The following is a 22,211-nucleotide window of genomic DNA, read 5'->3' as shown; positions in this document are numbered from 1 at the left end:
AGGCATACAGGACGGCCTCGGCCCGCAAGGCCCGGATCCGTCCGACGGCGTGCCCTGGAGCTGATCGACGAAGACAGCTACCGGTGAAACGAAGCAGTTTTGAAAGTTTCGCCAACCCACCCAGTCGGGCATGATCTGGGCATTGATGTAACCTTTAGGTAATACTCGCAGCAGGGCCAACGCCGTCCCGAACTGCACTTGTCAGTTGACAGTGAACTTTACGGGAGGGTTGATGGCGGCTGCTGCCCTCACACCTGGTCAGCCTGAAGCGCAGGGGCTCTACGACCCGGCCAACGAGCATGACGCCTGCGGCGTCGGCCTCGTGGCCGACCTTCACGGGCGCAAGACTCACGAGACCGTCGAGAACGGACTGACGGTCCTGCGCAACCTCGACCACCGCGGCGCCGTCGGCGCCGAGCCGGACGACGGCGACGGTGTCGGCATCCTGACCCAGATCCCTGACGCCTTCTTCCGCGAGGTCGTGGACTTCGCGCTTCCCGAGGCCGGCTCGTACGCCGCCGGCATCGCGTTCCTGCCCGCCGACGGCGAGGAGCGCGCCGCAGCCGTCGCGCACATCCACGCGGTCGCGGCGGAAGAGGGCCTGGAGGTCCTCGGCTGGCGCGAGCTGCCGGTCGACGCGACGTTCTGCGGCCCCGCCGCGCGCCGCGTGATGCCCCACTTCAGCCAGCTCTTCCTCACCGCGGCCGCCGACGGCCCGTACGCCGGCCGCACGGGCATCGAGCTGGACCGCGTCGTGTTCTGCGCCCGCGAGCGCATCGAGCAGGACGTGCAGGTCTACTTCCCGAGCCTGTCCAGCCGCACCATCGTGTACAAGGGCATGCTCACGGTCTCCCAGCTGGAGCCGTTCTTCCCCGACCTGTCCGACCGCAGGTACACGACCGCGATCTCGCTGGTCCACTCGCGCTTCTCCACGAACACCTTCCCGGCGTGGGAGCTGGCGCACCCGTACCGCTACCTCGCGCACAACGGCGAGATCAACACCGTCAAGGGCAACCGGAACTGGATGCGGGCGCGCGAGGCGCTGCTCGCCTCCGACGTGCTGCCCGGCGACATCTCCCGGATCTTCCCCGTCATCGACATCGAGGCATCCGACACCGCGTCCTTCGACGAGGCGCTGGAGCTGCTGCACCTGGGCGGCCGGTCGCTGCCCCACGCGGTGCTGATGATGATCCCCGAGGCGTGGGAGAACCACACCGAGATGGACCCCGCCCGGCGGGCGTTCTACGAGTTCCACTCGACGCTGATGGAGGCCTGGGACGGTCCCGCCTCCGTCTCGTTCACCGACGGCACCGTCGTCGGCGCGGTCCTGGACCGCAACGGCCTGCGCCCCGGCCGCTTCTGGGTGACCGAGGACGGCCTGGTCGTGCTGTCGTCGGAGTCCGGCGTCCTGGACATCGACCCGGCCAAGGTCGTCCGCAAGGGCCGCCTGCAGCCCGGCAAGATCTTCGTGGTCGACACCGAGGCCGGCCGGATCGTCGAGGACGACGAGGTCAAGGCGTCCCTCGCCGCCGAGCACCCCTACCAGCAGTGGCTGGACGAGGGCCTCGTGCGCTTCGAGGAGCTGCCCCCGCGCGAGCGCGAGGTGCCGACCCACGACACCCTCGTCAAGCGCCAGCAGACCTTCGGCTACACCGAGGAAGAGCTCCGCGTCATCCTCGCGCCGATGGCCTCGACCGGCGCCGAGCCGATCGGCTCGATGGGCACCGACACGCCCGTCGCCGCGCTCTCGGAGAAGCCGCGCCTGCTGTTCGAGTACTTCAAGCAGCTGTTCGCGCAGGTCACCAACCCGCCGCTGGACGCCATCCGCGAAGAGATGATCACTTCGCTGCATTCCACGCTGGGTCCCGAGGGCAACCTGCTCGACCCCGGACCGGACTCCTGCAAGCGCCTGGTGCTGCAGACCCCGATCCTGGACAACGACGAGCTGGCCAAGATCATCCACATCAACGACGAGGGCGCCCTGCCGCATCTGCAGGCCCACGTCGTGCACGGCACCTACCCGGTCGCCGGCGGCGGCGAGGCGCTGGTCAAGCGTCTCGCGGAGATCTGCTCGGAGGTGTCCCGCGAGATCGCCGCGGGCGCCCGCATGATCGTCCTGTCCGACCGCGGCGCCGACTCCGCGCGCGCCGCGATCCCGTCGCTGCTGCTCACCGGCACGGTGCACCACCACCTCATCGCCGAGAAGACCCGAACCAGGGTCGGCCTCGTCGTGGAGACCGGCGACGCCCGCGAGTGCCACCACATGGCGCTGCTCATCGGCTACGGCGCCTCCGCGGTGAACCCGTACCTGGCCATCGAGACCGTCCAGGACCTGGTCCGCGCGGGCGAGCTCAAGGGCGTCGACGAGACCAAGGCCGCGCGCAACCTGGTGAAGGCGTACGGCAAGGGCGTCCTCAAGGTCATGTCCAAGATCGGCGTCTCGACCGTCGCGTCCTACACCGGCGCGCAGATCTTCCAGGCCATCGGCCTGGGCGCCGAGGTCATCGACCGCGCCTTCAAGGGCACCTCCTCGCAGATGGGCGGCATCGGCTTCGCCGACCTCGCCCGCGAGGTGACCGCGCGGCACACCCGCGCCTACCCGGCGAGCGGCAACGAGACCGCGCACCGGACCCTGGAGGTCGGCGGCGAGTACCAGTGGCGCCGCGAGGGCGAGCCGCACCTGTTCAACCCGCAGACGGTGTTCAAGCTCCAGCACGCCACCCGCAACCGCCAGTACGACATCTTCAAGGAGTACACGCGGCTCGTCGACGACCAGTCGGCCGAGCTGATGACGCTCCGCGGACTGTTCTCCTTCAAGTCCGACCGCCCGTCGATCCCCGTCGACGAGGTCGAGCCGGTCTCGGAGATCGTCAAGCGGTTCTCCACGGGCGCGATGTCCTACGGCTCGATCTCGGCCGAGGCGCACGAGACCCTCGCGATCGCCATGAACCGGCTGGGCGCCAAGTCCAACACCGGTGAGGGCGGCGAGGACCCGCGCCGGTTCACGCCGGACGCCAACGGCGACTCCCGCCGCTCGGCGATCAAGCAGGTCGCCTCGGGCCGCTTCGGCGTCACCTCGGAGTACCTGACCAACGCCGACGACATCCAGATCAAGATGGCCCAGGGCGCCAAGCCCGGCGAGGGCGGCCAGCTGCCCGGCCACAAGGTCTACCCGTGGGTCGCCAAGACCCGGCACTCGACGCCCGGCGTCGGCCTCATCTCGCCGCCGCCGCACCACGACATCTACTCGATCGAGGACCTCGCCCAGCTCATCCACGACCTGAAGAACGCCAACCCGGCGGCGCGGGTCCACGTGAAGCTGGTCTCCGAGGTCGGCGTCGGCACCGTCGCGGCGGGCGTGTCGAAGGCGCACGCGGACGTCGTGCTGATCTCCGGCCACGACGGCGGCACCGGCGCGTCCCCGCTCACCTCGCTCAAGCACGCGGGCGCCCCCTGGGAGCTCGGCCTCGCCGAGACCCAGCAGACGCTCCTGCTGAACGGGCTGCGCGACCGGATCGTGGTGCAGACCGACGGCCAGATGAAGACGGGCCGCGACGTCGTCATCGCCGCCCTGCTGGGCGCCGAGGAGTACGGCTTCGCGACGGCCCCGCTGGTGGTCTCCGGCTGCGTCATGATGCGCGTCTGCCACCTGGACACCTGCCCGGTCGGCGTCGCCACCCAGAACCCGGTCCTGCGCGAGCGCTTCTCCGGCCGACCTGAGTTCGTCGTCACCTTCTTCGAGTACATCGCCGAAGAGGTCCGCGAACTGCTCGCCGAGCTGGGCTTCCGCAGCCTGGAGGAGGCGATCGGCCAGGTCGGCGTCCTGGAGACCCGCGAGGCGATCGACCACTGGAAGGCGGCGGGGCTCGACCTCTCGCCGATCTTCCACATGCCCGAGCTGCCCGAGGGCGCGGCGCTCCAGTGCGTCACGACCCAGGACCACGGGCTGGAGAAGGCGCTCGACAACACGCTGATCCAGCTCGCCGAAGGCGCCGTCGCGTTCGGCGACCGGGTCAAGCTGGAGCTGCCGATCCGGAACGTCAACCGGACCGTCGGCACCATGCTCGGCCACGAGGTGACGAAGAAGTGGGGCGGCGAGGGACTGCCCGCCGACACCATCGACGTCACCTTCACCGGCTCGGCCGGCAACTCGTTCGGCGCGTTCGTCCCCGCGGGCATCACCCTGCGGCTGGTCGGCGACTCCAACGACTACCTCGGCAAGGGCCTGTCCGGCGGACGCATCACGGTGCAGCCCGACCCGTCGGCGCAGTTCAACGCCGAGGACCAGATCATCGCCGGCAACGTGCTGCTGTACGGCGCGACCTCCGGCGAGGCGTTCCTGCGCGGCCTGGTAGGCGAGCGGTTCTGCGTCCGCAACTCCGGCGCGACCGCGGTCGTCGAGGGCGTGGGCGACCACGGCCTCGAGTACATGACCGGCGGACGCGCGGTGATCCTCGGCCCGACCGGCCGCAACCTCGCGGCGGGCATGTCCGGCGGCGTCGCCTACGTGCTGGACCTCCAGCCGCAGCGCGTCAACCCGGAGATGGTCGAGGTGGAGGCGCTCACCGGCGAGGACCGCGACGTGCTGCACGGGCTCGTCGGCAAGCACGCCGAGGAGACCGGCTCGACCGTCGCGGCGAAGCTGCTCGCCGAGTGGGAGAGCGCGGTGACGCGGTTCAGCAAGATCATGCCGCGGGACTACAAGCGGGTGCTGGAGGCCAAGGCCGCCGCCGAAGCCGAGGGCCGCGACGTCGACGAGGCCATCATGGCCGCTGCTCAGGGATAGGGGGCGAATATGGCAGACCCGAAGGGGTTCTTGAAGGTCACGCAGCGGGAGCTGCCGGCCCGCCGGCCGGTGGACGTGCGCATCCGTGACTGGAAGGAGGTCTACGAGGACCTCCAGCGCCCGACCCTGGAGCGCCAGGCCAGCCGGTGCATGGACTGCGGCATCCCGTTCTGCCACCAGGGCTGCCCGCTCGGGAACCTCATCCCCGAGTGGAACGACCTGGTCTACAAGCAGAACTGGCAGGCCGGCATCGAGCGGCTGCACGCGACGAACAACTTCCCGGAGTTCACCGGGCGGCTGTGCCCCGCGCCGTGCGAGACCGCCTGCGTCCTCGGCATCAACCAGGACCCGGTGACGATCAAGCGCGTCGAGGTCGAGCTGATCGACCGGGCGTTCGCCGAGGGCTGGGTCAAGCCGCAGCCCCCGGCCGTCAAGACCGGCAAGAAGGTCGCGGTCGTCGGCTCGGGCCCCGCGGGCCTGGCCGCCGCCCAGCAGCTCACCAGGGCAGGGCACGACGTCGTGGTCTACGAGCGCTCCGACGCGCTCGGCGGACTGCTGCGCCGCGGCATCCCCGAGTTCAAGATGGAGAAGCGCCACGTCGAGCGGCGCCTCGACCAGATGCGCGCCGAGGGCACGGTCTTCAAGACCGGCGTCAACGTCGGCGTCGACATCACCGCCGAGGAGCTGCGCGCCGAGTACGACGCCGTCGTCCTGGCGGGCGGCGCGACGGCCTGGCGCGACCTGAACGTCCCGGGCCGCGAGGCCAAGGGCATCTACCAGGCGATGGAGTACCTGCCCATCGCCAACAAGGTCGCCGAAGGCGTCCTCGCGGAGCCGACCATCTCCGCCGAGGGCAAGCACGTCGTCGTCATCGGCGGCGGCGACACCGGAGCCGACTGCATCGGCACCGCGCTGCGCCAGGGCGCCGCGTCGGTGACGCAGCTGGAGATCATGCCGAAGCCGCCGGAGCTGCGTCCGGGCCACCAGCCCTGGCCGACGTTCCCCATCCTGTTCAAGATGGAGAGCGCGCACGAGGAGCTGGAGGCCTCCGGCGGCCCCCGCGTCTACGCGGCCAACACGCTCGGCTTCACCGCCGACGAGGACGGCAACGTCAAGTCGCTGCGCCTCGTCGACGTCGAGGGCCCCTCCACCGGCTTCAAGCCGATCGAGGGCACCGAGCGGGAGATCCCGGCCGAGCTCGTCACGCTGTCGATGGGCTTCCTCGGCCCGCAGCGCGAGGGCCTGCTGGAGCAGCTCGGCGTCGAGCTGGACCAGCGCGGCAACGTGGTGCGGAACCTGGACTACCGGACCTCCGTCGACGGCGTCTACGTCGCCGGCGACATGGGCCGCGGCCAGTCCCTGATCGTCTGGGCGATCGCCGAGGGCCGCTCCGCCGCGTCCCGCGTCGACCAGGACCTCCAGGGCTCCACCGCGCTGCCGTACCCGATCCCGCCGAACGCCCGCCCGATCGCGTAAGGCACGAAAGAGCACCCGCAAGGGCGCGCCCCCATCTTGGGGACGCGCCCTTCGGCGTTCCCGGGCCGGAGTCGCGTGGCGATTCGGATTTCCGGCCCCAAAACCCGGGGGCGGGCCCTACGCTCGGGACCGGACGGACCGTCACCGTCCGACTACCGCACAAAGGTGGTGACATGTCCCAGATTTATGAGTTTCCGGGGGAGCAGGAAAGCCCGGAAGTGCCTGAGGCTCCCCGGAATCTGCACTCCCATTTCGCCGACACCCTTCGCGTCCTGCGGCGCTTCAAGGGCGTCACCCAGCTGGAAGTGGCCAGGGCGATCTTCATCGCCCGGGAGACCTACACCGGCTGGGAGAACCAGCGCGTGCTCCCCGACGACGAGAACTGCGTCGCCCTCGACGGGTTCTTCGACACCGGCGTGTACCTCCAGAACCTCCGCGAACAGTGCCGCAGGGAACACGTCGCGAGCTGGTTCAAGGTGTTCTCCGGATATGAGAACGGGTGCCGAGAACTCCGCGGCTACGAGCCCTCCTATATCCCGGGGGTCCTGCAAACGGAGGGCTATATCCGCGCGATCGCGGGGGCCAAGCCGGTGGACGAGGCTCTCTTGGCCAAAAGGCTCTCCAGAAAGGAGAAGCTGATAAGGCCAGAGAACCCGGCCCATCTCTTCGCGGTCATCGACGAGGCGGCCCTGGTCCGCACGTGGCGGCGGCCGGACGCCATCGGCGAACAGCTCGCTCACCTTCTGGAGATGGGCGCCCGCCCGAACATCCACATCCAGGTGACGCGCCTGAACGTCCCCGCGCACGACGGTGCGCGCGGTGCGCTGGCCATCGCCACGATGCCGGACCGCAGGCGCGTCGGCTGGGTGGAGGCGCAGTTCGGCGGACGGCTCATCCAGGACGAGGGTGAGATCTTCGACCTGGCCCTACTGTTTGATGAGATCAGGGGTGTCGCCCTCTCCGAGGAAGCGTCCCTGGCGTACATCGAACAGATCATGGAGATGATGCACGATGATCGAGTGGCGTAAGAGCAGCCGCAGTAATAGCGACCTGACCAGCAGCTGCGTCGAGCTCTCCACGAACACCCTCGACGCCACCCTGGTCCAGGACTCCAAGAATCCCGGTGCGTGGCTGACGCTGTCGGCGGGTGAGCTCGCGTCGTTCGTGGCGCGCGTCAAGTCCGGTCGCCTCGACGGCTGATCTCGGCCCGCGTCGGCGGTGTTCCCCTTCGTGTGGTGGGCGTGTCTCCTCTGGGAGGCCCTCCGCTCCCGAACGTGGCCCCAGCCGCCATGTAGCTGTGGGTGACGGCGGTTACGGTGTGCGGTCTCGCAGAAATGACCGGTTCTGCGAGACTCGGGTGGGTGGAGATGGCGCCGGAGGAGGCCGCCGCGGCGGTCGAGCGCTACGACTGCCCGAACTGCGAGGCGATGGCGCCGTCGCCGTGCCGGACCCGCGGCGGGAAGGTCGCCTCGAAGTACCACACCGCCCGGTTCATCCTCGTGCCCGCGCTCCGTGACCTCCTCGACGTCCCGGTCCCCGCGGGGCGCAGGCCCGGCGCACCCTGGCAGGCCCTGCCGCCCGTCGCACCGGCCGAGGTCGCGCCCACCGCGCCGCCGAACCATGGCCTTCGCCGCGGGCCTGCAAGCCGCCGGGATCCAGCTAGAGCTCCTCACCGGGCCGCTCACCGGGATCTACGACCCCGCCGGGCTCGGTGCCGTGCTCTTCGCCGTCCTGGCCGTCGCCGCCCAGCTCGACCGCGACTACATCCGCGACAAGACCCTGGAGGGCCAGCAGACCGCCGCCGCCCGAGGCCGCCACGGCGGACGCCCCAAAGTCATCGACGACGACATGATCACCTTCGCCCTCGCCCTGCGCGACAAAGGCATCCCCGTTCCCGACATCGCCGCCAAGCTCACCATCAAGACCGGCAAGAACACCGGCCGGCACCCCTCCGTCGCCTCGGTCTACCGCGCCCTCGCCGACGCCGACGAACAGACCGCCTAGGCCTGCGCTCCGACCGTCATCGAACCGACGCCGAAGCCCGCCCGCTACCGCTACTTCCTGTACCAATCCTCCTCGCGGGCCGAACGGGCCTCGGAGCTGGAGCGGCTGCGGGTGCGTTCGGGAGTGGCGGGCCGATTCGAGGTGATCTTTCACTTCGGGTCGTCGTAGTCGATGTGGAGGGTGTGGGTGGTGGGGCGGGATTGGCAGGTCAGGATCTGGCCTTGGGTGATGTCGTCGTCGGTGAGTGCGTAGTTCTGTTCCATGTGGACCGTCCCGGTGCGCAGTCGGGCCATGCAGGTTCCGCAGGCTCCGCCGGTGCAGGAGTAGGGGACGTCCAGGCCGTTGCGCAGGGCGGCTTCGAGCAGGGATTCATCGCCGGTGGTGGACAGGTGGTGGGTGTGGCCGTCCAGGGTGAGTCGCAGGCTGGCGGGCACCACGCTGATGTTCGCGGAGATGATCGGCTCGTCGGTGGTGAACAGTTCGCGGTGGACGTGCTGGCGCGGGACGCCGTGTTCGGTGAGCGCGTCGGTGATGGTGTCGGTGAGCTGCTGCGGGCCGCACAGGTACCAGGCGTCGGCGTCGGCGAGCCGGTGGCCGCGGTGGGCCGTGTCGGTGAGCAGCCGGCCCAGCACCTCGGCGGTGAGCCGTCCGGGCAGGGTCCGTTCGTAGTCGGGCTGGTCGTCGTCGCGGGGGCGTGTTTCGGAGCGGGTGTCGCGGGAGTGCAGGTGCACGATGCGCAGCCGTCCTTCGAACTGGCGGGCCAGCAGGGACAGTTCGTCGGCGAACATCGTCGAGTCGGCGCTGCGGTTGGCGTACAGCAGTGTGGCGCGGGTGTGCGGTTCTCCGGCCAGCGTGCTGGCCACGATCGAGATGATGGGGGTGATGCCGCTTCCGGCGGCCACGGCGGCCAGGTGCCGGCTGGCGGTGGGCTCGGGTGTGAGAGTGAAGCTGCCCGCGGGCGGCATCACCTCCAGCACGTCCCCGGCGCGTAGCCGGGTCGTGGCGAAGGTGGAGAACAGACCTCCGTCGATGTGCTGCACCGCTATGCGCAGCACGCCCGAGCCGGCCATGGCGCAGATCGAGTAGGTGCGCCGCACCGGTGTGCCGTTGATGGTCGCGCGGACCGTGAGGTGCTGGCCCGGGCGGAACGTGAAGGTGTCCCGCAGGTCGTCGGGGACCTCGAAGGTGATCGAGACGGCCCGGTCGGTGAGCCGCCGCACGTCACTGACCGCCAGCGGGTGGAACCCGGTCCGCGTCCGCGCGCTGACGGTGTCCTGCTCGTGATCCTGCTGGTAGTTCTCGGCGATCTGCCGCCACGCCCGGTATTCCGTCGGCGTCAGCTCCCGTCCCCAAGCGGTGGCGATGGGCACGTGGCGGTCGAGGTAGTCGGCTTCGGTGTTCCGCCAGGCGTCCACGTAGCGGTAGAAGGGGATGGTGGGGTGGATGTGATGGACGAGATGGTAGTTCTGGTAGAACATCAGCGGTGTCATCACCCGTTCCCAGCCGACCCTTACGCGGGTGGCGTGGAACCGGTTGACCCGGGCCGAGACCCCGAGGTCGTGGTGCGGGAGCCAGTCGAACCACCAGGCCAGCACTCCGAGCGCGATGCGCTGCGGGATCAGGCAGATCACCAGCAGTTCCCAGCCGTGTCCGGTCGCCACCAGCGCGGCCAGTACCCCGAGGACGACGAGCAGGTGGGTCACGAACCCCAGTACTTCGCGGCGCGGGCGGCGCGGCAGGCGCGGTAGGTAGAAGCGCAGGTACCAGATGTCCATGGTCAGCCAGCGGAACGGCAGCTGCCAGGCCGGCCCCTGCTCGGTCCACGCGTCCGGATCGGTGTGGATGTCCTCGTTGGTGTTGCGGTGGTGCTCGATGTGGACGTACTTGAACATGGGGAAGGTCCCCAATACGGTCACGAACGGCATCGCCAGCCGTCCGAGCCATGGGTTGACCCAGCTCGCGCGTCCCGCGGCGTGATGCACCGACTCGTGCAGCACCGTGAACATCGCGAACGACGCGGCCGCGTGCACCGGCACGGTCAGCCACAGCCAGCCGGCGGGCAGGGCGCCGTTGCACGCGAGCACGGCCAGGGCCGTCGCCGCACCCCAGGCCAGCAGCGCTGTCGACCAGACCAGCATGGTCGGGATCGCGATGTAGGGGAGCCGGATGCCCGGGTCCGGCACTCCCCGGCGTACCGCGGCCGCCTCGCTCTCGGAAAGTACCTGCTCAGCGGTGCCCCGGTCGCGTTCGCGGTGGGGTTCGGTCGTGCCCGTCGTCATCGCTGATCTCCTCAACGTCCGGCCGGTCGCCTCGGCGGGACGCGACCCGCAGAGCGCCCAACCGGGTTTACATGTCTTGCTGATATGCCCCGACGGTACACAAATGAAGTTTGAGTGTGAAGTAGGGGGGCAAATCGTTCGCTGTCGTATAGTTGGGTGCGTGGGCAACCAGGGATTTCATGCCGAGGTGCGGGACCTCCTGCGCGATCGGCTGCTCGATGCGGCCTTCGACCTGACCTGCGCCAGCGGCTGGCAGGCCGTGACCATGGGCCGCGTCGCCGAGCGGGTCGGCGTCAGCCGCAAGACCGTCTACAACGAGATGGGTGCCAAGACCGCACTCGGCGAGGCCCTCATCGCCCGCGAGACCGAACGGTTCCTCGCCGGAGTCTCCGCTCAACTGCGCGCCCACCCGGGCGACCTCGGTCGCGGCCTGCCCGCCGCCGCCGAGTACGTGCTCCGCACGGCTGCCGACAACCCGCTCGTCAAAGCCGTCATGCTCGGCGCGGACGGCGGAAGCAACGACCTGCTGCCCCTGCTGACCGTCCGTCCCGAGCCCGTCCTCCGACGCGCACTGGACCACATCCGAATCGAAGCCGCCCAGCTCAACCCGCAGACGGACCCTGACAAGCTCGCATGGCTGATCGAAGTGGCCGTCCGACTCACCCTCAGCCACCTGACACAGCCCACCGGGCCGATCGAAGCCGCGACCGCCCAGATCCGGACCCTCGTCCAGTACACGACGAGGGCCGCCTGATGCCGCCCCGCTGGCGCGGACTCATCGCCGACTGACGACGGCCGCCTGCGTGTCACACGCCCCCCGTTTGGTGCGACGGCACCCGAAGAGGGCGAGGGGCGGGCCTCAGCTCGGGCGGGTCGCGGCGCTGATGGTGTTCCACCACACGTCGCTGATGGCGGCGACGATGTGCTGGTCGTCGTGGCCGGTGTCATCTCGCACGGCCTGCTGGTAGCAGGTGCGTTCGGTCATCCAGACCAGTGCCGTCGCGGTCGCGGCCGCACGGTCGGGCGCCAGGCCGGCGGTCCGGAGCCGCAGAGCGGCTCCGTCGATGATCCGTCGAACGATCGACGACCACTGGGCGGCGATCTGCTCGTCGTAGCCGGCCGCTTCGACGACGGCCCGAACGAGCGTGGCGTGCTCCCGGAAGCCTTCGAGCAGCGCCCGCGTCGACGCGGTCACTTCGGCGCGGCTGATCGGCCCCTCGCCGACGAGGAACGGGTCGAGCGCGGTGATCGCGGCACCGCCGGCGTCCTGCAGCAGGGCCAGGAGCAGCAGGCGCCGGTCTTCGAAGTGCGCGTAGAAGGCGGTGCGTGTGCGGCCCGCGCGCTCGGCGATGCGGCTGACGCTCAGGTCGGCAAACGATGCTCCTTCGTCGAGCAGTGCCTTGGTCGCCGCGAGGAGAGCCTGTTCGGTCGCTCGGCCTCGCGGGTCGTTTCTGGTGCGTTTGTCGAGAACCGACACAGCTCAACGGTAGCGCAAGGCATGTAAGACCGACATCTTGTAATGACACACTGTCTGTTTTAGCCTTCAGGGGCGCGGCGCTCGTGCCGCGTGACCTCTATCTGGAGACTCCATGGACGTCAAGGCAGGCCGGTACACCGCGAACTACCCGGACGACTTCGTCGTCTTCTTCATCGGGATGCGCATCAACGAGCTGTGGCGCGCGAACGAATGGGTGCCCGTGATGCGGGCGGCGTTCGCAATGAACAAGGAGCTCAAGGAGCTCCCCGACACGCCGCTGCTGGAGTCGCGGACGCTGCTGACCCTCACGGACTGGCGCGTGCCGATGTTCATCCAGTACTGGCGCTCGATGGACGAGCTCGAAGCGTGGGCGAGCAACAAAGACCTCAAGCACCGCCCCGCGCAGCGCGAGTTCTTTCGCCGCACCGCCTACAACGGCCACGTCGGCGTCTGGCATGAGACCTACCGCGTGAAGGCCGGCGAGTTCGAGGCGATCTACGCGAACATGCCCCGAATGGGCCTGGCCGCCGCCGGCGAATACCGGAACCTGCGCGAGAAATCCACCATGCGCGACCGCGTGGGCAACACCGACGCTCACTGACCCCCAGCCCCATCAAGGCACCCCGCCGAACCGCGCGCTCCCGGCACCGTTCACTCACTCGCCGAGCCCCGAAAGGCATCTCCAGGCGATGCTGGACACCCTCGTGCGCGGCCCCATCCTCCACCGACGACGGCCGCCGGCGGGTCACACGACCCTGGCCGGACAACCGGCCCATGAGCAGACCGTCGCTGGGCCGACCTACTGTCCGATCAGCCGGGCTGAACGGCCGTCACCAGACCAACGCCCGCATCACCGCCCCAGCGGGCGGAACCCGGCATCGCCACGCCCCCAGCGACCACGAACAGTGATCAGGACCCGACGGACGCCGGGAACACAGATCGCACGATCAACGGCTCCTGCCAGTCTCGCAGGCCGATCTGGGTGAGGTGGTCCAGGACGAGCTCGCGCGCCCGCGCCTGGGTTCGGCGCTCGGCCGGGGTGAGGGTGAGCAGCAGCTCCCGGTCGCGGTCGTTGAGGTCGTCGCGGGCATCAAGCGCGGCGGACGCGGCGGCCGAGGGCTCCAAGGGTCCTCCATGAGGCGAGGTCAGGCGGCGAGGCCGAGGTCGAAGCGGCGGCGTGGGAGAACGCGAACCCGACCAGGGACTGGCCGTGGGTGTCGGTGTACTGGCGGTCGATGGTCGCGTCGGTGCAGTGCCGCAGCACTCCCTCCATCATCGCCGCGACCTCGGAGGCGTTGCAGGAGCGCGCACGCGGTGCCGTTGCCCCACCACAGCGGGTCCCGCATCTTCAACGTCGCGTTCACCAGGGTCGCGACCGCCGCGCGCAGGTTGTCGCGGTTCACGAACAGGTGCCGGGTGGCGCGCAGTGCGGCTTCGGTCTCGCCGTGGCGGCCGCCGTCGGCGACCCGCTTGATCCCGACGTTCGTGCCCAGCGCGTACAGGACCAGCAGCAGCCGCTTGCGGATCACCTCCCGCGGCGTGACCCGCCTGCATCGACGCCCGCATCGCCTCCTTCAGCGTCTCGATGAACACCGAGGGGTCCAGCGGCCGGCGCAGATTCTCGTAGTGGACGTCCCGCATGTCCTCGAAGTCCGCCAGCAGGTCCTCCTCGGGGTCGCGCCAGCGGCGGGCGCCGGAGACCGGCCGGTAGGCGGTGTTGTTGCACTTGAACTCGATCGCCTCCAGCAGCTTGGGCAGCATCTGCCGGTAGTAGTTCGAATACGAGCTGCTCAGCACTGTCCGCACCCGCGCCTTGTAGGCCTTCGCATCGGCCTTCGCCTCCGCGACCAGCGCCTTCAGCGTCGCCTCCCCGCCCGCCACCGCCGGGAACACCACCTGGCGGACCGAGCCGTCCGGCTCCCGCAGGGACGCCTCGGCGATCGAGAACAGCTTCTCGGTCTTGCGGTGCACCTTGCGGGCCTCGGCCTCGATCACGTTGTCGACCTTCCGCTCCGCCCGCGTGTTCACCTTCGACACCAGGCCGATGAACAGATCGACCAGCGCGTCCGTGATCTCCGTCGTCCGCGACCACGCCAGCGCCGCCATCAACGTGAGGCGGACCGGCGGCTGCATCGCCGCGAAATCCGACGGATGCGACGCCATCGCCCGCGCCCGCCAGGAGGCCACCAGCCGGTCCGACACCCCGCCGAACAGATCCGCCGGCAACCCCAGCGCCCGAGCGCGCCGGAGCTTCACGATCTCCTCCAGCAGCGTCTCCAACCCCAGACGGCCCGGATCGGACTTCAACTCCAGCAGGAACCCGTCATCGCCCGTGGCCAGCTCCCACAACGACCGCGCCGCATCCGCCGACAACCCGTTCAGCACCTGCGTGCAGAACTCCCGCTCGAATCGCGCCCGCCCCGCCCCCACGATCCGCTCCACCCGGCCCGGAGGCTCGATCCTCAACCTCCGGCACCGCCCCAGCACCTCAGCCCGCAGCCGGCCCGACCAGTCGTACTCCGCCAGCAGCGCCGGATCGACCTTCACCTGCCCCGCCACATAGTCGACCGCGGCCTTCGGCACCTCACCCGCATGCCGAGGAAAACGGCCCTCCAACTCGAAGAACTTCAACAGCAACCCGAAACCCAGACGAGTCGCCCCACTCTTGTTCCCCACCAGATCCCAGTCACCGTCCAGCAGCGTCCACGCCCCGACCAAGCTCCTCCGGCTCCCACTCCCGACGCACCCGAACCCACCCCTCCACCCGACCGTCTCCGACACGAACACGATCAAGCACCACCCACACCCAACCAGCCCGGTTTCACCCCTCCGAGACGATCACGAGCCGCAATCATGATCACTCACCCAGCTACACGGCGGCTGGGGCCACGTTCGGGAGCGGAGGGCCTGGGAGGCGCGCCCGTCGGCGTTCGGTGACGTGGGTCACATTGTTCTGCGATATGTCGCGTTCTATTCTACTGATAGTCAACGATATATCGAGAAGGGGTCGTCATGGCGCGAGGCGGATGGGTGCTGGACAGGCTGCTGGTGCGCGGGACGGTCGCGGCGGCCGAGGACGCGGGCGGGCGGTGGCGGCGGGTGCGGATCGAAGGGGTGCCGGGGCTGGACTGGAAGCCGGGGCAGCAGATCCGGGTGCAGGTGGGGGAGCTGTCGCTGCGCGGCGCGTTCGACCTGCTGCGGACGTACTCGGTGTGGGACTACGACGGCGACGCGATCGAGCTGCGCGTCTTCGGCCACGGCGACGGCCCGGGGGCCGCCTGGGGCCGCGCGGTGAAGGCGGGCGACGAGGTCATGTTCAAGGCCCCCGAAGGCGGCTTCACGCTGCGTGAGGGCGCGCCGGGCCACCTGTTCGTCGGCGAGGAGACGGCCTCGGTCGCCTTCGGCGCCCTGACCCGCGGCCTCGAAGGCGCGCGCGCCATCGTGGAGACCGCCGACGCGGCCGACCGCCTCCCGCTCGCCGCCGACACCACCTGGCTCGACCGCGGCCCCGACTCCGCCCACGACTCCCGCCGCGTGGTCGAAGCCGTCGCCGCCCTGGAGAGTCTCAAGCCCGGCACCATCGCCTACCTCGCCGGCGAGGCCAAGACCTGCCAGTCCGTCAAGAAGCACCTCCTGCACGACCGCTCCTGGCCCCGCCGCGACATCATCGTCAAACCCTTCTGGACCCCGGGCCGCAAAGGCATGGACTGATCCGCCCCCGAGAGGCCGCGCATGGGCCTAGCGTTCGGTGCATGAGCGGCACCTGGTCGATCGACATGCTGCGCCGACCGGCGCGGAGGGCCTCCGCGCTCCGGGAGCGGATCTTCTTGACCGGGCGCGGCGAACACGTCGGGGCGGGCGAACTGGAGGACCTGGAGGACGCCCTCGCCCTGGCCCGGCACGAGCTGCGCGCGGCCTCGGGCACCGAGGCGTACGTCCGCCACGAGGAGGCGATGCGGCTCGCCGGGTTTGACGTGTGACCGCGACCGCCGTCGCGACGGCCATCGCCGTCCGGTGCGCTGCGGGGAGCGAGCGGGTGCTGCCCGGGGGAGTTTTCCACAGGCGTTAGTGCAGGTCAGAGTGGGGGCGCTTAGGGTGGGGGCATGCGGATCTTTGTGGTGGACGCGTTCACGGACGAGGCGTTCGGCGGGAATCCGGCGGGGGTGTGCCTGCTGGAGAAGCCCGCGGAGCCGAAGTGGATGCAGGCGGTGGCGGCCGAGATGCGGCACTCCGAGACGGCGTTCGTGCGGGCGCTGGACGAGGGGTTCGAGCTGCGGTGGTTCACGCCCGCGACCGAGGTCAGGCTGTGCGGGCACGCGACCCTCGCGGCGGCTCGGGCGATCTACGCCGAAGGGCTCGCCGAGCCATGGCAGACCGTGGAGTTCTCCACGCTGAGCGGGCTGCTCACCGTCAAGCAGGAGGAGGAGGGGCTGCGGCTGGACTTCCCCGCGGTGCCCGCCGAACGCGTCGAGCCACCGGCCGGGCTGGCCGCGGCACTCGGCGCGGAGCCGGTGTTCACCGCGCGCAACGCCCAGAACGACATCCTCGCCGTCATGCCCGACGCCTCCGTCGTGCGGGGCCTGCGCCCGGACTTCGCGCTGCTGGAGACCGTCGAGGCACGCGGCGTCTGCGTCACCGCGCCCGCCGACGCCGAGGCGGGCGGCGCCGACTTCGTCTCCCGGTTCTTCGCCCCGTCCGTGGGCGTCCCGGAAGACCCGGTCACCGGCTCCGCCCACTGCATGCTCGCCCCCTACTGGGCCGAGCGCCTCGGCCGCGACACCCTCACCGGCCTCCAGGTCTCGGCCCGCTCCGGCAAGGTGGGCGTCCGCCTCGAAGGCGGCCGCGTCCACCTCACCGGCCAGGCCGTCATCGTCCTGATAGGGGAACTCATGGTGTGAAGCGGAGCGGGCCGCGCGTCAGGAACGCGCAGCCTCCAACCACGCCTCGATCTCGTCGGCCCGGCGGGGCAGGCCTGCGGAGAGGTTGACGGCGCCGTTCTCGGTGACGACGAGGTCGTCTTCGATGCGGACGCCGATGCCGCGGAGTTCCTCGGGGAGGGTGAGGTCGTCGGGCTGGAGGTAGAGGCCGGGCTCGACCGTGAGGACATGGCCGGGCTCAAGGACGCCGTCGAGGTAGGTCTCGGCGCGGGCCTTGGCGCAGTCGTGGACGTCCATGCCGAGCATGTGGCCGGAGCTGCACAGGGTGTAGCGGCGGTACAGGCCCGATTCGGGGTCGAGGGCGGCTTCGGCGCCGCCGGGCAGCAGGCCCCAGTCGTCGAGGCCCTCGGCGAGCACGCGGGTGGCGGCGTTGTGGAAGTCGCGGAAGCGGGCGCCGGGCTTGACGGCGGCGATCGCGGCCTCCTGGGCGGCGTAGACGAGGTCGTAGACGCGGCGCTGGGCGTCGGTGAAGCGGCCGCCTCCGGGAAGGGTGCGGGTGATGTCGGCGGTGTAGAAGGAGTCGGTCTCGACGCCCGCGTCGAGCAGCAGGAGCTTGCCGTCGGGCACCGGGCCGTCGTTGCGGATCCAGTGCAGCACGCAGGCGTGCGCGCCGGCGGCGGCGATGGTCTCGTAGCCGGTGCCGTTGCCGTCGAGGCGGGCGCGCCGGTTGAAGGTCGCCTCGACCCAGCGCTCGCCGCGCGGGTGGCGCAGCGCGAACGGCAGTTCGGCGGCGACGTCGCCGAATCCGGCGGCGGTGAAGTCGACGGCGGCTTTGAGCTGGGACACCTCGTACTCGTCCTTGACCAGGCGCAGTTCGGCGAGGACGGCGTGCAGTTCGTGGTCGGCGGTGGGTCCGGCGTGCGGCGGGACCAGCGTGTCGATCGTGGCGTCGACGCCGCGGATCACGCGGACGGGCGCGGCACCGGAGGTGATCCGGCCGGGCAGCCCCTCAAGGTCGGCGGCCTCCAAACCGAGGGCGGCTTCGGTCTCGGCGAGGGTGCGGCGGCGGCCGACCCACAGCTCGCCGTGCCTGCGGTCGCGGTAGAACTGCGCGCCCATCGGGGAGTCGTCGCGCGGGGAGCGCGGGTGCGTGTAGAGCACCGCCTCGTGGCCCGACGGGGTCGGCTCCAGCACCAGCACCGCGTCGGGCACCGCCTCGGTGGCGATCTCGGCGGTGAGGTGCGCGAACGCCGTGTGCGGCCGGAACGCGAAGTCGCAGTCGTTGCTGCGCACCTTCAGCCCGCCCGCGGGGATCACCAGCCGCTCGCCCGGGAACCGCGCCGACACCGCGGCCCGCCGCTTCGCCGCGTACACCGCCGCGGGAACGGCCTCCACCGGCACGTCGGTCGCCGCCCACCCGTGCCGGAAGAACTCCGCAAGAGCATCGCTGACCGGCAGATCATGGCTTCCGGTGGCGAACCGGGCATCGCTGGAGTTGTTCATCGGCGCGCTTTCCATAACGTCGTAGCAGGTGAAGACCGGCCCACTTTACGACCGCGCCGCCCCTCCTGCCCCCACCAGCCCCACAAAACCACCCACCTCGACCACCGCCGGACCCCTCCACCCGGCCCGGACCCATAACCTCCGCCCCTTGACCTCCGCCCCTGCCCCGGTTCGCAGAGGCCCCCGATCACCAGCCCTACCGCAGGCCCCCGGGGCCGGAGGTGGGGCGAGTGAGCCAAGCTCTGACGGCGGTGTCGACGTCGGGGATGGTGAGGGGGGTGAGGGGGAGGGTCGTGGGGGTGGGGCGGAGGCCTTCGAGGACGAGGGTGTGGTAGCGGAGCCAGGGGCGGCCCGGGGCGTGGCGGGTGTGTTCGGCGATGGTGGCGACGGCCATGAGGAGGAGGGCGAGGTCGCCGGTGCCGAGGTCGGCGCGGACGGCGCCGGCCTGCTTGGCGCGCTCCAGGAGGAGTTCGACGGGCGGGGTGAGGTCGCCGAGGACGCGGGTGAGGCGGTCGTCGTCGCCGGGGGCGAGGAGGAGTTCGCGCAGGCCCCGGTCGGTGAGGTGCTCGTCGGAGAAGCGCTGGAGGAACAACTCCAGCGCGGTCCACGGGTCGGGTTCGGCGAGGGCCTCTGCGGCGAGGCGGCGCAGTTCCTCGTGGCGCAGCGCGAAGACCGCGTCGACGAGGTCCTCGCGGGTGGGAAAGCGCCGGTAGACGGTGCCGATGCCGACCCCGGCGGTCCGGGCGACCTCTTCGAGGGTGGTGTCCATGCCCCGTTCGGCGAACAGCGTGCGGGCCGCGGCGAGGACGCGGGCGCGGTTCCGCGCGGCGTCCTTGCGCAGCGGCCTGATCGGAGTGGTCATGATGCGTGGATCTTACAGAAAAGTCTGTTTCGTCACATGACGCGGGATGAACCCCGGCCCGGCCGCTGACCTGGCCCTATCATCGACTCCCATGGAGACCGTCGAGACCGAGATCACCACCTGGTATCTGGAGCAGACCTCCCCGGACGATCTCGCCCCGGCCCGTCCCGCGCCGATCGAGGTGATCCGGGCCGAGGTGCCGAGCCCCGAGCTCAGCCGGTACCTGTACCTCGGCGTGGGCGGCGACTTCTTCTGGACCGACCGCCTGCCCTGGTCCCACGCCGACTGGGCCGAGTGGCTCGCCCGCCCCGGCGTCGAGACCTGGGTGGCGCACGACCGCGGCACCCCCGCCGGATACGCCGAGCTCAACCCGGGCGAGGGCGGCGACGTCGAGATCATCTGCTTCGGCCTGCTGCCCGCCTTCACCGGCAAGGGCTTCGGCGGCCACCTCCTCACCGAGGCGGTCCGCCGCGCCTGGACCCTGGGCGAGCGCCACGACCGCCCGGCCACCTCCCGCGTCTGGCTGCACACCTGCTCCCTGGACGGCTCCGCCGCCCTCCCGAACTACACCAAGCGCGGATTCCGGGTCTACGACACGAAGACCGCCGTCGAGCCCGTCTGGGAGCGCCCCCTCGGCCCCTGGCCGGGCGCCCGTCCCTGAAGCGGGGCGGCGCGTCGGGGCGGCACACTGAGAAATCGGTGAGAGTGCGCTGAGAAAGCCCGGCGGTCCACGGAGCACGGGCGCGCGGTGGCTACGTTTGGGGCATGACTACTCCGGACGAGCCCCGTGCCCACATCCTCGTCGTGGACGACGAGCCGGCCGTCCGCGAGTCCCTCACCAGCAGCCTGATCTTCGAGGGCTACCAGGTCAGCGAGGCGGGCGACGGCGTCGAGGCACTGGAGCAGGCCGAGAAGATCCACCCCGACCTCCTCATCCTCGACGTCCTCATGCCCCGCATGGACGGCCTGACGGCCTGCCGCCGCCTGCGCACCGGCGGCGACGCCACCCCCGTGCTGATGCTGACGGCCCGCGACATGGTCGGCGACCGCGTCACCGGCCTGGACGCCGGCGCCGACGACTACCTCGTCAAGCCGTTCGAGCTCGACGAGCTGCTCGCCCGCGTCCGCGCCCTGCTGCGCCGCAGCGCCATGACGGGCGGGCCGCGCCCCGCCGAGAGCGACGCCGACGAGGTCCTGGAGTTCGCCGGCCTGCGCATGAACACCCTCACCCGCGAGGTCACCCGCGACGGCCGCGCCCTGGAGCTGACCCGCACCGAGTACATGCTGCTGGAGATGTTCATGGCGCATCCCCGCCAGGTGCTCACCCGCGAGCAGATCCTGGAGACCGTGTGGGGCTTCGACTTCGAACCCGCCTCCAACTCCCTCGACGTCTACGTGATGTACCTGCGCCGCAAGACCGAGATCGACGGCATGCCGCGGCTCGTGCACACCGTCCGGGGCGTCGGTTACGTCCTGCGTCCGGGATCATGAGCCGGCTCCCGCTGCGCGGGCGGATCGCGCTGCTCGCCGCCGCGGCCGTCGCCGTCGCCGTCGCCGCCTGCGCGGTCGCGAGCTGGTTCCTCGTCCGCGACGCGCTCTACGGGCAGCTCGACGGCCAGCTCAGGGTGATTGCCGAGGGCCGGCCGAACCTCGACCGCGCGGAGTGGACCCCCAACGAGATCGAACGCGCGATCGACACGTGCAGCTCCGAGCCGATCGCCGAGGAGGACGGCTGGTTCGGGCCCCTGCGCGCGCCCGGGGACCGGCTCCAGCAGGCCGTGCTGCCCGACGGCAAGGTCTGCACGATGCCGGGCGGCGGCAAGATGCCGGTCAGCGAGGCCGACCTCGCGGTGGCGCGCGGGGACACCGACCGCGCCCTGCACAACGGGACCGGCGAGACCTCCAGCGGGGAGGCGATCGACGTCCGCGTCCTCACCTCCGCCCAGTACCTGACCGCCGACGGCTACCGGATCACGGTCATGACGGCGCTGCCCCTGGAGCGGGTCACCGTGCCGCTCAACGAACTCGCCCTCACCCTCCTGCTCGTCTCGGCCTGCGGGATCGTCGGATCGGCCATCGCCGGCCTGGTGATCGCCCGCGCGTCGCTGAAGCCGGTCGACAAGCTGACCGACGCCGTCGAGGAGGTCGCGCGGACCGAGGACCTGTCGGTGCGCATCCCCGAGGAGGGGACCGACGAGATCGCGAGGCTCGGCCGCTCCTTCAACACGATGACCGCGGCGCTCGCCGCCTCCCAGGAGCGCCAGCGCAACCTGATCGCCGACGCCGGGCACGAACTGCGCACCCCGCTGACGAGCATGCGCACCAACATCGACCTGCTGATCCGCAGCCAGGAGACCGGCCGGGAGCTGCCGCCGGAGACCAAGACGCGGCTGCTGGCCAGCGTCCGCGCCCAGATGCGCGAGCTGACCACCCTCATCGGCGACCTCCTCCAGCTCGGCAGCCCGGCCGCCAAGCCCCGCGAGAACACCGAGGTCGCCTTCCACGAGGTGGTCGAGCGCGCGGTGGAGCGGGCGCGGCTGCGGGGGCCGAGCCTGACCGTCACGTCGAGCCTCCAGCCGTGGTGGGTCGAGGGCGACCCCGACAGCCTGGAGCGCGCGGTGGTGAACCTCTGCGACAACGCGGTGAAGTTCAGCCCGTCCGGCGGGACCGTCGAGGTCACCCTCGACCACGGCGTCCTGCTCGTGCGCGACGAGGGCCCGGGCGTCTCGGAGGAGGACCTCCCGTACGTCTTCGAGCGGTTCTGGCGCTCGCCTTCGGCGCGCAGCCTGCCCGGCTCCGGGCTCGGCCTGTCGATCGTGGCGCAGATCGCCCGCGAGGCGGGCGGGGACGTCTCCCTCGCGCCCGCGACGGGCGGGGGAACCGTGGCGCGGCTGGCCCTCCCGGGGACTCTCATCCGTCGTTAAGCCGCGCATCAGGGCCCTCCCAG

18 protein-coding genes and 3 pseudogenes are annotated in these 22,211 nt (G+C 70.7%); 14 read left to right on the top strand and 7 right to left on the bottom strand.

Annotation, left to right across the window (positions count from 1 at the left end):
- Window positions 1-232 precede the first annotated feature (232 nt).
- From gltB to ACYVOM_RS07320, 6 genes and pseudogenes are all read left to right on the top strand, one after another.
- Entirely contained in the window at window positions 233-4,786 is a 4,554-nt protein-coding gene (gene gltB, locus ACYVOM_RS07345) for a glutamate synthase large subunit (RefSeq protein ID WP_460302473.1), read from the top strand.
- A gap of 9 nt (window positions 4,787-4,795) precedes the next feature.
- Complete coding sequence (locus tag ACYVOM_RS07340; protein WP_460302472.1) at window positions 4,796-6,262, top strand: glutamate synthase subunit beta; 1,467 nt, start codon at window positions 4,796-4,798, stop codon at window positions 6,260-6,262.
- 305 nt (window positions 6,263-6,567) lie between these two features.
- A complete protein-coding gene (locus ACYVOM_RS07335; RefSeq protein ID WP_460302471.1) occupies window positions 6,568-7,290 on the top strand; it encodes a DUF5753 domain-containing protein in 723 nt (240 codons plus the stop codon).
- A complete protein-coding gene (locus tag ACYVOM_RS07330; protein ID WP_460302470.1) occupies window positions 7,274-7,462 on the top strand; it encodes a DUF397 domain-containing protein in 189 nt (62 codons plus the stop codon). The genes ACYVOM_RS07335 and ACYVOM_RS07330 overlap by 17 nt, the downstream gene beginning before the upstream one ends.
- 134 nt (window positions 7,463-7,596) lie before the next feature.
- Window positions 7,597-7,731: pseudogene (locus ACYVOM_RS07325) on the top strand (zinc finger domain-containing protein); the annotation flags it as partial.
- Window positions 7,732-7,882: 151 nt separating this feature from the next.
- A complete protein-coding gene (locus ACYVOM_RS07320) occupies window positions 7,883-8,266 on the top strand; it encodes a hypothetical protein (protein ID WP_460302469.1) in 384 nt (127 codons plus the stop codon).
- A 149-nt stretch (window positions 8,267-8,415) separates the two neighbouring features.
- Here ACYVOM_RS07320 and ACYVOM_RS07315 read toward each other — a convergent pair whose 3' ends face one another.
- Complete coding sequence (locus ACYVOM_RS07315; RefSeq protein WP_460302468.1) at window positions 8,416-10,545, bottom strand: fatty acid desaturase; 2,130 nt, start codon at window positions 10,543-10,545, stop codon at window positions 8,416-8,418.
- Between the two features lie 160 nt (window positions 10,546-10,705).
- Here ACYVOM_RS07315 and ACYVOM_RS07310 point away from each other — a divergent pair, with 160 nt between their 5' ends.
- A complete protein-coding gene (locus tag ACYVOM_RS07310) occupies window positions 10,706-11,299 on the top strand; it encodes a TetR family transcriptional regulator (RefSeq protein ID WP_460302467.1) in 594 nt (197 codons plus the stop codon).
- 105 nt (window positions 11,300-11,404) lie between these two features.
- Here the strand turns inward: ACYVOM_RS07310 and ACYVOM_RS07305 are convergent, their stop codons facing one another.
- Window positions 11,405-12,022, bottom strand: coding sequence for a TetR/AcrR family transcriptional regulator (locus ACYVOM_RS07305; protein ID WP_460302466.1), 618 nt, complete (start codon window positions 12,020-12,022; stop codon window positions 11,405-11,407).
- 112 nt (window positions 12,023-12,134) lie between these two features.
- Between ACYVOM_RS07305 and ACYVOM_RS07300 the strand changes: the two genes are divergently transcribed.
- Entirely contained in the window at window positions 12,135-12,623 is a 489-nt protein-coding gene (locus ACYVOM_RS07300) for a DUF4188 domain-containing protein (RefSeq protein ID WP_460302465.1), read from the top strand.
- Between the two features lie 308 nt (window positions 12,624-12,931).
- Here ACYVOM_RS07300 and ACYVOM_RS07295 read toward each other — a convergent pair whose 3' ends face one another.
- From ACYVOM_RS07295 to ACYVOM_RS07285, 3 genes and pseudogenes are all read right to left on the bottom strand, one after another.
- Entirely contained in the window at window positions 12,932-13,147 is a 216-nt protein-coding gene (locus tag ACYVOM_RS07295; RefSeq protein ID WP_460302464.1) for a hypothetical protein, read from the bottom strand.
- A pseudogene (locus tag ACYVOM_RS07290) lies at window positions 13,113-13,551 on the bottom strand (Tn3 family transposase). The gene ACYVOM_RS07295 and the pseudogene ACYVOM_RS07290 overlap by 35 nt, the downstream one beginning before the upstream one ends.
- A gap of 955 nt (window positions 13,552-14,506) precedes the next feature.
- Window positions 14,507-14,803: pseudogene (locus tag ACYVOM_RS07285) on the bottom strand (DUF4158 domain-containing protein); the annotation flags it as partial.
- 231 nt (window positions 14,804-15,034) lie between these two features.
- On the opposite strand from ACYVOM_RS07285, the gene ACYVOM_RS07280 reads away from it, so the two are divergent.
- From ACYVOM_RS07280 to ACYVOM_RS07270, 3 genes are all read left to right on the top strand, one after another.
- Window positions 15,035-15,733, top strand: a complete 699-nt coding sequence (locus ACYVOM_RS07280) for a siderophore-interacting protein (protein WP_460302463.1) — start codon at window positions 15,035-15,037, stop codon at window positions 15,731-15,733.
- A gap of 41 nt (window positions 15,734-15,774) precedes the next feature.
- Window positions 15,775-16,002 carry a hypothetical protein gene (locus ACYVOM_RS07275; RefSeq protein ID WP_460302462.1) on the top strand — a complete coding sequence of 76 codons (228 nt, stop codon included), beginning with the start codon at window positions 15,775-15,777 and terminating at the stop codon, window positions 16,000-16,002.
- 123 nt (window positions 16,003-16,125) lie between these two features.
- Window positions 16,126-16,920, top strand: coding sequence for a PhzF family phenazine biosynthesis protein (locus tag ACYVOM_RS07270; RefSeq protein ID WP_460302461.1), 795 nt, complete (start codon window positions 16,126-16,128; stop codon window positions 16,918-16,920).
- Between the two features lie 18 nt (window positions 16,921-16,938).
- Here ACYVOM_RS07270 and ACYVOM_RS07265 read toward each other — a convergent pair whose 3' ends face one another.
- Window positions 16,939-18,402, bottom strand: a complete 1,464-nt coding sequence (locus ACYVOM_RS07265; RefSeq protein ID WP_460302460.1) for an aminopeptidase P family protein — start codon at window positions 18,400-18,402, stop codon at window positions 16,939-16,941.
- A gap of 196 nt (window positions 18,403-18,598) precedes the next feature.
- The gene (locus ACYVOM_RS07260; RefSeq protein WP_460302459.1) at window positions 18,599-19,264 is read right to left on the bottom strand and encodes a TetR/AcrR family transcriptional regulator; all 666 of its coding nucleotides are present in this window, start codon (window positions 19,262-19,264) and stop codon (window positions 18,599-18,601) included.
- 91 nt (window positions 19,265-19,355) lie between these two features.
- On the opposite strand from ACYVOM_RS07260, the gene ACYVOM_RS07255 reads away from it, so the two are divergent.
- The 3 genes from ACYVOM_RS07255 to ACYVOM_RS07245 all read left to right on the top strand — a co-directional run bounded on the left by ACYVOM_RS07255 (window position 19,356) and on the right by ACYVOM_RS07245 (window position 22,188).
- Window positions 19,356-19,925, top strand: a complete 570-nt coding sequence (locus tag ACYVOM_RS07255) for a GNAT family N-acetyltransferase (RefSeq protein WP_460302458.1) — start codon at window positions 19,356-19,358, stop codon at window positions 19,923-19,925.
- Between the two features lie 104 nt (window positions 19,926-20,029).
- Window positions 20,030-20,755 carry a response regulator transcription factor gene (locus ACYVOM_RS07250; RefSeq protein WP_460302457.1) on the top strand — a complete coding sequence of 242 codons (726 nt, stop codon included), beginning with the start codon at window positions 20,030-20,032 and terminating at the stop codon, window positions 20,753-20,755.
- Entirely contained in the window at window positions 20,752-22,188 is a 1,437-nt protein-coding gene (locus ACYVOM_RS07245) for a sensor histidine kinase (RefSeq protein ID WP_460302456.1), read from the top strand. Before ACYVOM_RS07250 ends, ACYVOM_RS07245 begins: the two co-directional genes overlap by 4 nt.
- The last annotated feature ends 23 nt before the right edge of the window (window positions 22,189-22,211 follow it).

Source organism: Actinocorallia aurea, assembly GCF_054783995.1.
The sequence above is the reverse complement of the archived record's forward strand: the minus strand, read 5'-3'. Positions and strand labels throughout refer to the sequence as shown.